Origin of the sequence: Paraburkholderia sp. BR10937 (assembly GCF_040965695.1) — a bacterium.
Lineage (GTDB): Bacteria > Pseudomonadota > Gammaproteobacteria > Burkholderiales > Burkholderiaceae > Paraburkholderia.
The window spans coordinates 1-11,931 of sequence record NZ_JBFRCL010000011.1; the positions used below are offsets into that span (position 1 = coordinate 1).

The following is an 11,931-nucleotide window of genomic DNA, read 5'->3' on the forward strand; positions in this document are numbered from 1 at the left end:
TCTACGTTCTCTTGGACTTCCCTCTGTCGGTCCAGTCGGCTAACCGATCCGAGCCGCCGTGTACGGACCCGTACGCACGGTGGCGTGGGAGGGGTCAGGTCGCGAGGCCTGCCCCTATCCCGATTGGCCTTGCGGTGTGGCGATTACGAAATCCGCTTCGCCAGCTCCACGGCCTTGCCCACGTACGACGCAGGCGTCATCTCGAGCAGACGCTTCTTCGCGTCTTCAGGAATTGCGAGGCCGCTCACGAACGTCTGCAGCGCTTCGCGCGTAATGCCCTTGCCGCGCGTGAGTTCCTTCAACTGCTCGTACGGGTTCTCGATGCCGTAGCGGCGCATGACCGTCTGCACCGGCTCGGCCAGCACTTCCCACGTGGCGTCAAGGTCGTCGTTCAGGCGCTGCGGGTTCACTTCGAGCTTGTCCAGACCGCGGATCAGCGCGTCGTACGCGAGCAGCGAGTAGCCGAATGCGACACCGATGTTGCGCAGCACCGTCGAGTCGGTGAGGTCGCGCTGCCAGCGCGAGACCGGCAGCTTGTCGGCGAGGTGGCGCAGCGTGGCGTTCGCGAGGCCCAGGTTGCCTTCCGAGTTTTCGAAGTCGATCGGGTTGACCTTGTGCGGCATGGTCGACGAGCCGATTTCGCCGGCCTTCGTCTTCTGCTTGAAGTAGCCGAGCGAGATATAGCCCCAGACGTCGCGGTCGAGGTCGAGCAGGATCGTGTTCGCGCGCGCGACGGCGTCGAACAGCTCCGCCATGTAGTCGTGCGGCTCGATCTGGATCGTGTACGGATTGAACGTGAGCTTCAGGCGCTGCTCGACGACTTCCTTCGAGAAGGCTTCCCAGTCGAATTCCGGATACGCAGAGAGATGCGCATTGAAGTTGCCGACTGCGCCATTCATCTTGCCGAGCAATTCGACCTTCTCGATGCGCTGGATCGCGCGCGCGAGACGCGCCGCGACGTTGGCGATTTCCTTGCCGAGCGTCGTCGGGCTGGCCGGCTGGCCGTGCGTGCGCGAGAGCATCGGCTGCTCGGCGTGCGTGTGCGCGAGCGCGACGAGGCGTTGATGCACCGAGCGCAGCGCCGGCAGGATCACGTGCTCGCGTGCGCCCGCGAGCATCAGGCCGTGCGACGTGTTGTTGATGTCTTCCGAGGTGCAGGCGAAGTGGATGAACTCGCTCGCGCGCTCCAGTTCCGGCTGACCCTTCACCGACTCCTTGAGCCAGTACTCCACGGCCTTCACGTCGTGGTTCGTCACGCGCTCGATGTCCTTGATGCGCGCGGCGTCATGCGCCGTGAAGTTCTCGGCGAGCTTGAGCAGGAATTGCTCCGAGGCTGCCGAGAAGAGCGGCACTTCCGCGAAACCGGCCTGGGAGAGCGCGATCAGCCAGTGGATTTCCACGGTCACGCGGTTGCGCATGAACGCGGCTTCCGAGAGCCAGTCGCGCAGCGCTTCGGTTTTCGAGGCGTAGCGGCCGTCGAGCGGGGAGAGCGCGTTGAGCGCGAAGAGGGTATCGGGACGAGTGTCGGACATGATGGGGACGTAACGTGGCGCGTTACGCTCAGTTGGCAGTCGGTTGCAGTCGGATTCGAGACGGCGGGAACCAAATATTTTATCACCTTGCCGACGGGGGCCGAGGCCGACGCTGTCAGGCACGGCTGAGCGCAGGTTCGCGACGCACTTCAAGGCGCTCAGTCGCACCGGCCTGTTATCGGGATGGGGCGTTTTGAGACGGATATAGAGTGCGATCACGTCAAAAGTTTGCGCTTAATCAAATACTTGCTGCCATGACTCTCGATGCTCCCATCCTCGCTGCCAATGAGGCCGCTGTCCTGATCGAAGCCGGCCTGGCTTGCCACCGCGCGGGCCGGGTCGCTGACGCCCACGCTTACTATCAGTCCGCGCTCGCGGCGTACCCCGAAGATCCTGACGCACTGCACTATCTGGGCGTGATTGCGCTCGGCCGCGGTCAGCTGCAGGAAGCTGCCGATCTGATGGACCGCGCGCTCGCGCAGAGGCCTGAGAGCGCCGAATATCTGGCCAACCGCGGCGTGGTCGCGAACCGCCTTGGCGACCCTGCGGGCGCCGCCGCCTGGCAGCGCAGGGCACTGGCGCTCGCCCCCGGCTTCGCGAACGCGCACAACAATCTCGGCAATGCGCTGATGGAACTCGGCGACCTCGCCGGCGCGGCGCAACACTATCGGCGTGCGCGTTCGCTGGAGCCGCAATCCGCACACTTTGCGTTCAATCTCGGACGCGCACTGGAAGCCAACGGCGAAAACGACGCCGCACTTGCGCAGTTCCGTACCGCCGCGGCGCTCGATCTCCGCGATCTGAGGACACCGATCCACATGGGCCGGCTGCTGCGCTCGATGGAGCGGTACGCCGAAGCGGCCTCCTGCTTCGAGGCCGCGATCTCACGCGAGCCCGAGAACGTGTTCGCGCTCTTCGAACTCGGCTATGCCTATGACGCGATGCACCGCTACGAAGACGCGATCCCGCTCTACCGGCGCGCCGCGGAACTCAAGCCCGATGGGGCGGGCATCATCAACAATCTGGCCTTCGCGCTGACCGCACTGGCGCGCTACGACGAAGCGGAGATCGAATATCGCCGCGCACTGGCGCTGAACCCCGACTTGCCCGAATCGCGCTTTCAGCTCGGCATGCTGATGCTGCGGCGCGAAGACTATGCCGGCGGCTGGCCGCTCTTCGAGAACCGCAAGCTCACCTCGACCGCCAGAGCCACCTACCGCAAGCTGCCGTGCCCCGAGTGGGAGGGCGAACCGCTGCAAGGCAAACGCTTCCTGATCTGCCGCGAGCAGGGCGTGGGCGATCAGATCCAGTTCGTGCGCTATGCGGGCCTGCTGGCGCAGATGGGCGCGCAGGTTCACGCGTGGGTCGCGCCAGAACTGGCGTCGCTTGCGGCGACGGTGCCGGGTATCGCACGCGTGCTCGACGCCGCGCCGGGCGACGATTTGATCGCCTCGGAATACGACTACTGGTGCGACGTGATGAGCCTGCCGCTGAAGTTTCCCGGCCGGCCGATCTACGCCGACACGCCGTATATGCGTGTCGATGCCGTGCAGGCCGCCGCCTGGCGCGCCCGCGTGAACGCACTGGCCGGCGCCGCGCAGCGCCGTATCGGGCTCGTTTGGGCGGGCAACCCGCGCCACCATTTCGACGCTTTCCGCTCCGTGGCGCTCAAGTCGCTTCTGCCGCTCTCCGCGCTTCCCGGCAACGCCTGGTTCGCGATCCAGAAAGGCCCGGCGGCCGCGCAGCTTGCGGCGGTCGCGGGCCGCTGGCCGATGGATGCGCCCGGCGACGATCTGCACGACTTCGCGGCCACGGCGGCGCTCATCGAGGCGCTCGACCTCGTCATCACGGTCGATACGTCGGTCGCGCACCTCGCCGGCGCGCTCGGCAAGCCTGTTTGGGTACTGCTCGCGGCGCAGCCCGACTGGCGCTGGGGCAAGGATCACGCCGATTCGGTCTGGTATCCGTCGGCGCGCGTATTCCGCCAGTCCACGCTCGGCGACTGGCGCGGCGTGGTTGCCGAACTGGAGGCCGCGCTTTGCGGGGCGTCCCGCTAAGGTATCCGGCCGGCGCGCCGCGCGATATTCGCCACAACGGCGCCCAGGCGTGCGCCCGCGGGCCTAGAATGCGGACTTCTCATCCGCTCGCTGGCCTCGCATGGAACTCAAATGGCTCGAAGACTTCGTCTCGCTTGCGGAGACGCATAGTTTCAGTCGCTCGGCCGAGCTGCGCCACGTAACGCAGCCGGCTTTCTCGCGCCGCATTCAGGCGCTCGAAGCGTGGCTCGGCACCGAGCTGATCGATCGCTCGGTTTATCCGACGCGCCTCACGGCGGCGGGGCAGGTCTTCTACGAGCAGGCGCTCGCGATGCTTTCGCAGTTTCACGAGGCGCGCACCCTGTTGCGCGGCCACACGGCCACACCCGCGGCGACGATCGAGTTCGCGGTGCCGCACACGCTTTCGCTCACGTACTTTCCGCGCTGGCTGCAGCGCATCGAGGCGAAGCTTGGCCGCATCCACACGCGGCTGCGCGCGCTGAACGTGCACGACGCCGTGCTGTCACTGGTGGAGGGCGGCTGCGACCTCGTGATGGGCTATCACCACCCGAGCCACCCCGTGACGCTCGACCCCGCGCGTTACGATACGCTGACGCTCGGCATCGAGTCGATCAGCCCGTACTCGGCGCCGCAGCGCGCGGGGCGTGCACGCTACACGCTGCCTGGCACGCCCGATGCGCCCGCACCGTATCTCTCCTATACGCCGAACGCGTATCTCGGCCGCATGACCGAGGTAATCGTTGCCAACGCACCGGCGCGGCTCTATCTGGACCGCGTGTACGAAACGGACATGGCAGAAGGCCTCAAGGCGATGACGCTGGCCGGTCACGGCATCGCCTTCCTGCCGCACAGCGCGGTGGAAGACGCCGTGGCCCAGGGCGAGCTGATTCGCCTCGACCGCGGCACGCGCGGCGTGCCGGAGGGCCAGTTCACGCTCGACATGGAGATCCGCCTCTATCGCGACAAGCTCGCGACGCAGGGCGACGACGCGCGCCAGGCGCTCGTGCGCGAGCTGTGGGAGGCGGTCAGCGAGGAACTTGCGCAGGGCAGGCGCTGACGAAGCGGCAGGCTGAACTCGCAACAGCCACGCAAACAGTCAGGCTATTTCAGTCTGCAAGGCCTGAACACGGCGCCAGCGACACGTTTTTTCGACTTCGGGGACGTTATGCACGAAAAGCATAACGGGATGATCAAACGGCATTGGATTTCATCTGGGCGTTTTCTGACAATGGCACCACTTGTTCGATCGGAGCGTTCATGTCATCCCAACTGCAGTCGGTTCCTTCCTATCTCCACGCCGATGATCTCGGCCCCTGGGGCAACTATCTTCGTCAGGTCGACCGCGTGGCGCCGTATCTCGGCTCGCTCTCGCGCTGGCTCGAAACGCTCAAGCGTCCGAAGCGTATCCTGATCGTCGACTGCCCCATCGAACTCGATAACGGCACCGTCGCGCACTTCGAAGGCTATCGTGTCCAGCACAACGTTTCGCGTGGTCCCGGCAAGGGCGGCGTGCGTTATCACCAGGACGTTACGCTCTCCGAAGTAATGGCGCTGTCCGCGTGGATGTCGGTGAAGAACGCTGCAGTGAACGTGCCGTACGGCGGCGCGAAGGGCGGTATCCGGGTCGATCCGCGCACGCTGTCGCGAGGTGAGCTCGAGCGCGTGACGCGTCGCTACACCAGCGAAATCGGCATCATCATTGGACCGAACACCGACATTCCCGCGCCGGACGTCAACACGAACGAGCAGATCATGGCGTGGATGATGGACACCTACTCGATGAACCAGGGCCAGACGGCCACGGGCGTCGTGACGGGCAAGCCCATCTCGCTCGGCGGCTCGCTCGGCCGCCGCGAAGCCACAGGCCGCGGCGTGTTCGTGGTCGGCTGCGAGGCCGCGCGCCGCACCGGTCTTTCGATCGACGGCGCACGTATTGCCGTGCAGGGCTTCGGCAACGTGGGTGGCATAGCCGCGCGTCTGTTCCAGGAAGCCGGCTCGAAGATCGTCGCCGTGCAGGACCATACCGGCTCGCTTTACAACTCGAGCGGCATGAACGCGGAAGCGCTGCTCGAGCACGTTGCGAAGACGGGCGGCGTGGCGGGCTTTGCGGGCGCCGAAGTCATGGCGAACGACGAATTCTGGACCGTCGAAACCGACATTCTCATTCCGGCCGCACTGGAAAACCAGATCACCGAGAAGAACGCCGGCAAGATCCGCACGAAGATCATCGTGGAAGGCGCCAACGGCCCGACCACGACGGCCGCCGACGACATCCTGCATGACAAGGGCGTGCTCGTGATTCCCGACGTGGTGGCGAACGCGGGCGGCGTGACCGTTTCGTACTTCGAGTGGGTGCAGGACTTCTCGAGCTTCTTCTGGACCGAGCACGAAATTAACGAACGTCTCGAACGCGTGATGCGCGAAGCCTTTACGGCCGTGTGGCAAGTGTCGAGCGAGCAGAAGGTCTCGATGCGTACCGCGGCGTTCATCGTGGCATGTAAGCGCATCCTGATGGCGCGCGAAATGCGCGGTCTGTATCCCTGATCGCACCCGGTTGGCAGGCGTCGCGACACTGCATGCGGCGCCAGGCAAGGCGCGCAGCGAAGTGACGAATCCATGAATGCGCCGTGACAGGTTTTTGCGCTGCACATCAAGGCGCATAGAAGGCGGACGTCCTCCACAAGGGGGCGTCCGCCTTCGCACATTCAGCCGTTGCGCCAGGGTCACTCTTGATTCTTTCAAAAAAATTACTTTGATAAACTGGCGGCGGTTCTTGTACCGGAGAAAACAATGCAAATCAAAAAGACCGCCGCACTGCTCGCACTCCTTGGTTGCGTCGCCACCAGCGCTTTCGCGCAGGACGCGGGCACGCTCAAGAAGATCAAGGACACGGGCGTCATCTCGCTCGGGCACCGCGAGTCGTCCATTCCTTTTTCGTACTACGACGACAAGCAGAATGTGATCGGCTACTCGCAGGACTACGCGATGAAGATCGTCGAGGCAGTCAAGCAGAAGCTGAACATGCCTAACCTGAAGGTCAAGCTGGTGCCCATCACCTCGCAGAACCGCATTCCGCTCGTGCAGAACGGCACGGTGGACATCGAATGCGGCTCGACCACGAACAATGCCGAACGTCAGCAGCAGGCCGCCTTCTCGAACACGATTTTCGTAATCGGCACGCGCCTCATGACGAAGAAGGATTCGGGCGTCAAGGACTTCGCCGACCTCAAGGGCAAGACCGTCGTGACGACGGCGGGCACGACGTCCGAGCGCCTCCTGCGCAAGATGAACCAGGACAAGAGCATGGGCATGAACATCATCAGCGCGAAGGACCACGGCGAGTCGTTCATGACGCTCTCGACGGGCCGCGCCGTGGCGTTCATGATGGACGACGCGCTGCTCGCGGGCGAGCGCGCCAAGTCGAACAATCCGGGCGACTTCGTGATCGTCGGCCAGCCGCAGTCGCGTGAAGCGTACGGCTGCATGATGCGCAAGAACGACCCCGAGTTCAAGAAGGTCGCCGACGACGCCATCGCCAAGGTCCAGACCTCGGGCGAAGGCGAAACGATCTACAAGAAGTGGTTCGAGTCGCCGATCCCGCCGAAGGGTCTCAACCTGAACTTCCCGATGAGCGAAGACATGAAAGCGCTGTTCAAGAATCCGAACGACAAGGCGATCGATTAACACGGCCCCGCCCGGTCGACCCGCATTTAGCGTTTAGCACGGAACGGAAGAAGCACCGCTTCTTCCGTTCTTTTTCTTGGAGTCTCTTGATGACCTATCACTGGAACTGGGGCATTCTGCTCAGCCCGGTCTCGACGGGCGAACCCACCACGTACCTCGGCTGGATTCTTTCCGGCCTCTGGGTGACGGTCTCGGTGTCGCTGTGCGCGTGGGTGATCGCGCTCATCGTCGGGTCGTTCTTCGGTGTGCTGCGCACAGTGCCGAACAAATTTCTCGCGGGCGTCGGCACGGTTTATGTGGCGATCTTCCGCAATATCCCGCTTATCGCGCAGTTCTTCATCTGGTACTTCGTGCTGCCGGAAATCGTGCCGCAATCGATAGGCAATGCGTTCAAGCAATCGCCGCCGGGCGTGCAGTTCTTCTCGGCGTCGGTCGTGTGTCTCGGGCTCTTTACCGCGGCGCGGGTGTGCGAGCAGGTGCGCTCGGGCATCAACGCGCTGCCGCGCGGCCAGCGCGCAGCCGGCCTCGCCATGGGCTTCACGCAGTGGCAGACGTACCGCTATGTGCTCTTGCCCGTGGCGTATCGCATCATCGTGCCGCCGCTCACCTCCGAGTTCCTCAACATCTTCAAGAACTCGGCGGTTGCCTCGACGATCGGCCTGCTCGACTTGTCGGCCCAGGCGCGTCAGCTCGTCGACTACACGGCGCAGACCTATGAGTCGTTCATCGCCGTCACGCTCGCTTACGTCCTCATCAACCTCGTCGTCATGACGCTCATGCGCTGGGTCGAGGCGAAGTCGCGTCTGCCTGGCTACATCGGAGGCAAGTGATGCATCACTTCGACTGGAGCGGCATTCCCGGCACGCTGCCCACCCTGTGGACCGGCGCGATCATCACGTTCAAGATTACGCTGTGCGCGATCGTGGTCGGCATTCTCTGGGGCACGCTGCTCGCGCTCATGCGGCTTTCCAGCGTGAAGCCGCTCGAATGGTTCGCCAAGGGCTACGTCACGATCTTCCGCTCGATCCCGCTCGTGATGGTCCTGCTGTGGTTCTTCCTGATCGTGCCGCAGGTGCTGCAAAACGTGCTGGGTCTCTCGCCCGACATCGACATTCGCCTCGCTTCCGCGATGATCGCGTTCTCGCTGTTCGAGGCCGCGTATTATTCGGAGATCATTCGTGCGGGCATTCAGGCGGTGCCGCGCGGGCAGGTGAACGCGGCGTTCGCGCTCGGCATGCGCTACGGCCAGGCCATGCAATTCGTGGTGCTGCCGCAGGCGTTCCGCGCGATGGTGCCGCTGTTGCTCACGCAGGCCATCGTGCTGTTTCAGGACACCTCGCTCGTGTACGTGATCAGCCTCGCCGACTTCTTCCGTACCGCCACCAATATCGGCGACCGTGACGGAACGATGGTCGAGATGGTACTGTTCGCGGGCGCGTGTTATTTCGTGATTTGCGTGATCGCGTCGAGCCTTGTCAAAGGTCTTCAGAAAAAGGTCGCAAGATGATTTCAATTAAGAACGTTTCGAAGTGGTACGGCCACTTCCAGGTGCTGACCGACTGCACGACGGAAGTGAAGAAGGGTGAGGTGGTGGTGGTGTGCGGGCCCTCGGGCTCGGGCAAGTCCACGCTCATCAAGACCGTCAACGGGCTCGAACCGTTCCAGCAGGGCGAGATTCTCGTGAACGGCGAGTCGGTGGGCGACAAGCGCACCAATCTCTCGAAGCTGCGCTCGAAGGTGGGCATGGTATTTCAGCACTTCGAACTGTTCCCGCATCTGTCGATTACCGAGAATCTCACGCTCGCGCAGATCAAGGTGCTCGGCCGCGGCAAGGACGAGGCCACCCAAAAGGGCCTGAAACTGCTCGACCGCGTGGGCCTGCGCGCGCACGCCGACAAGTTCCCGGGCCAGCTCTCGGGCGGCCAGCAGCAGCGTGTGGCGATCGCGCGCGCGCTGTCGATGGACCCCATCGCCATGCTGTTCGACGAGCCGACCTCGGCGCTCGACCCCGAGATGATCAACGAGGTGCTCGACGTGATGGTGGAGCTTGCCCAGGAAGGCATGACCATGATGTGCGTGACGCACGAAATGGGCTTTGCGAAGAAGGTCGCGCACCGCGTGATCTTCATGGACAAGGGCGCCATCGTGGAAGACGACCAGAAGGAAGCCTTCTTTGCGAGCCCGAAGTCGGATCGCGCGAAGGATTTTCTGGCGAAGATCCTGCACTGAGGCTTCGCACGCATCGAAAAAGCCGCGCTCGATGCGCGGCTTTTCGTTTCTGGCGTCGCCCGGCTTACTCGCCCCAGGTCTGCAGTGCGTCCACGGCTTCCGGGTCGATCTCGCGCGGCTGCCCGGCGCACGGCGCGCTGGCCGACGCGTCGAGCGACGGGTTGGCGAGCTTGTCGAGCACCTTCTGCGGCACCGGCACGCTCGCCTGGGCGATCACGTCGCCGTGCTGGAACATCAGCAGGTCGCCGGGGGCGAAGCGCGTCCAGACCTCGTTGTCGGTGAGCGGTGCGGTGGCAATCACGGCCACGCGGTCCTCGGGCGTCGTGTACTTGGCGAAGTCGATGGAGACATCGGCATCGACGAGATGGGCCGTCGAAAACGGCCAGCGTCGCACGAGATAATAGAGATGCGTCGAGCAATGCGCGAACAGCGCCTGGCCGTTCGACATCAGGAAGTTGAAGACGCCGAACTGCGTGACCTCGCGCGTGAGCGACTCCAGCGCGGCGAACAGCTCGGCGAGCGGCGGCTGCGCACCGGGGAACGCCTTGCGCAAGCCTTGTAGCAGCAGGCAGAACGCGCGCTCGCTATCGGTCGTGCCAACCGGCTGGTAGACGCCTGACATCACCGGATTGAAGTCCTGAAGGTCGCCGTTGTGCGCGAAGATCCAGTGCCGGCCCCATAGCTCGCGCTGGAACGGATGACTGTTCTCGAGCGCGCAGTTGCCTTGCGTGGCCTTGCGGATGTGGGCGATGGTGTTGCGCGACTTGATGGGGTAGTGCTTGACCATCTCGGCGATCGGCGAGCGCGCCGAGGCCTCGTTGTCGATGAAGAGTCGGCAGGCCTTGTCCTCGAAGAATGCGATACCCCAGCCGTCGGCGTGGTGATCGGTGGCGCCGCCGCGCGCCGCGAATCCTGTGAAGGAGAACGTGACGTCCGTCGGCGCGGCGCAATTCATTCCGAGAAGTTGGCACATGGTACTGATGGTGCGTAATGCGACTGCGACGGCGGCTGCAGTGGCAGGCGGGACCCGCCGTCGACCCGTTACAATGATGATTTTCCAAGCATATCACCGGCCTGCGGGTCGCCAATACGAAATTTGTCGGATGCATTGCAGGCTTGCGTAGAAGGGCGCATGCCGGGGGCGATGCAGCACGGATTGTCGTGTGCACGCGACGGTGCGGGCAACGCGTGGGTCGGATCAGCATCAATCGGCGCCGCGTTTTTCCCCGTGATATGCCCGGAATTTCCGGCAGCCTGGGCGCGCTCCAAGCGAACTTGCCGCCGTTCATTCATACCGCTGTTGGTTCACTACCGCGCCTGACTCTTGCCATGAACGCCTCTTCCCCCTCGACTCTCACGCTCGCCCGCCCCGACGACTGGCACCTGCACGTGCGCGACGGCGCGATGCTCGCGGCCGTGCTGCCGCATACGGCGCGTCAGTTCGGCCGCGCGATCATCATGCCGAACCTCAAGCCGCCGGTCACGACGACCGAGCAGGCCGCTGCCTACCGCGAGCGCATTCTCGCGGCGCTGCCGGCGGGCTCGACGTTCGAGCCGCTGATGACGCTCTATCTCACCGACAACACGCCGCCCGAGGAAATCCGCCGCGCGAAGGCGAGCGGCTTCGTGCACGGCGTGAAGCTGTACCCGGCGGGCGCGACGACGAATTCGGACGCCGGTGTGACCGATATCCGCAAGTGTGCGAAGACGCTCGAGGCCATGCAGGAAGTGGGCATGCCGCTGCTCGTGCACGGTGAGGTGACGAGCGCCGACATCGACCTGTTCGACCGCGAGAAGGTCTTCATCGACCGCGTGATGATCCCGACACGCCGCGATTTTCCGGGTCTCAAGGTGGTGTTCGAGCACATCACGACGAAGGACGCCGTCGACTACATCCGCGCCGATCACGCCGCGCCCGGTCTGCTCGGGGCGACGATCACCGCGCATCACCTGCTCTACAACCGCAACGCGATCTTCCAGGGCGGCATTCGTCCGCACTACTACTGCCTGCCCGTGCTCAAGCGCGAAACGCATCGTGTGGCGCTCGTGGACGCAGCGACCTCGGGAGATCATCGCTTCTTCCTCGGCACCGACAGCGCCCCGCACCCGAAGGGCTTGAAGGAGCACGCATGCGGCTGCGCGGGCTGCTACACGGCGCTGCACGCGCTCGAGCTCTACGCCGAAGCGTTCGACAACGCGGGCGCGCTCGACAAGCTCGAGGGCTTCGCGAGCTTCTACGGCGCGGACTTCTACGGCCTGCCGCGTGCGACCGAAACAGTCACGCTGCGTCGCGAGAGCTGGACGCTGCCCGCCGAAGTCGAGGCGGGCGGTACGCCCGTCGTGCCGCTGCGCGGCGGCGAGACGATCGGCTGGAAACTCACTTGAACGAGGCGGGGCAGGGTGTGGCTGCGGGCGCAACGGTCGCTCCG

10 protein-coding genes are annotated in these 11,931 nt (G+C 64.3%); 8 read left to right on the top strand and 2 right to left on the bottom strand.

The window, feature by feature from the left end:
• Positions 1–143: 143 nt before the first annotated feature.
• Positions 144–1,532 (bottom strand): adenylosuccinate lyase, encoded by a 1,389-nt coding sequence (gene purB / locus AB4Y44_RS11400; RefSeq protein ID WP_368699581.1) that lies wholly within the window; start codon positions 1,530–1,532, stop codon positions 144–146.
• 254 nt (positions 1,533–1,786) lie between these two features.
• Between purB and AB4Y44_RS11405 the strand changes: the two genes are divergently transcribed.
• The 7 genes from AB4Y44_RS11405 to AB4Y44_RS11435 all read left to right on the top strand — a co-directional run bounded on the left by AB4Y44_RS11405 (position 1,787) and on the right by AB4Y44_RS11435 (position 9,502).
• Entirely contained in the window at positions 1,787–3,589 is a 1,803-nt protein-coding gene (locus AB4Y44_RS11405) for a tetratricopeptide repeat protein (RefSeq protein WP_368699582.1), read from the top strand.
• 100 nt (positions 3,590–3,689) lie between these two features.
• Entirely contained in the window at positions 3,690–4,646 is a 957-nt protein-coding gene (locus tag AB4Y44_RS11410; RefSeq protein ID WP_069268435.1) for a LysR family transcriptional regulator, read from the top strand.
• Positions 4,647–4,846: 200 nt separating this feature from the next.
• Positions 4,847–6,133 (top strand): Glu/Leu/Phe/Val dehydrogenase, encoded by a 1,287-nt coding sequence (locus AB4Y44_RS11415; RefSeq protein ID WP_322030821.1) that lies wholly within the window; start codon positions 4,847–4,849, stop codon positions 6,131–6,133.
• A gap of 246 nt (positions 6,134–6,379) precedes the next feature.
• A complete protein-coding gene (locus AB4Y44_RS11420; RefSeq protein ID WP_342919373.1) occupies positions 6,380–7,273 on the top strand; it encodes a glutamate/aspartate ABC transporter substrate-binding protein in 894 nt (297 codons plus the stop codon).
• A gap of 89 nt (positions 7,274–7,362) precedes the next feature.
• The gene (locus AB4Y44_RS11425; protein WP_368699583.1) at positions 7,363–8,103 is read left to right on the top strand and encodes an amino acid ABC transporter permease; all 741 of its coding nucleotides are present in this window, start codon (positions 7,363–7,365) and stop codon (positions 8,101–8,103) included.
• On the top strand, positions 8,103–8,780 hold the full coding sequence (gene gltK / locus AB4Y44_RS11430) for a glutamate/aspartate ABC transporter permease GltK (RefSeq protein WP_342919371.1): 678 nt from the start codon (positions 8,103–8,105) through the stop codon (positions 8,778–8,780). Before AB4Y44_RS11425 ends, gltK begins: the two co-directional genes overlap by 1 nt.
• Positions 8,777–9,502, top strand: a complete 726-nt coding sequence (locus tag AB4Y44_RS11435) for an amino acid ABC transporter ATP-binding protein (RefSeq protein ID WP_342919370.1) — start codon at positions 8,777–8,779, stop codon at positions 9,500–9,502. Before gltK ends, AB4Y44_RS11435 begins: the two co-directional genes overlap by 4 nt.
• Positions 9,503–9,566: 64 nt before the next feature.
• Here the strand turns inward: AB4Y44_RS11435 and AB4Y44_RS11440 are convergent, their stop codons facing one another.
• On the bottom strand, positions 9,567–10,475 hold the full coding sequence (locus AB4Y44_RS11440) for a class II glutamine amidotransferase (protein ID WP_133182387.1): 909 nt from the start codon (positions 10,473–10,475) through the stop codon (positions 9,567–9,569).
• Positions 10,476–10,831: 356 nt separating this feature from the next.
• On the opposite strand from AB4Y44_RS11440, the gene pyrC reads away from it, so the two are divergent.
• Positions 10,832–11,887 (top strand): dihydroorotase, encoded by a 1,056-nt coding sequence (gene pyrC / locus AB4Y44_RS11445; protein ID WP_342919369.1) that lies wholly within the window; start codon positions 10,832–10,834, stop codon positions 11,885–11,887.
• The last annotated feature ends 44 nt before the right edge of the window (positions 11,888–11,931 follow it).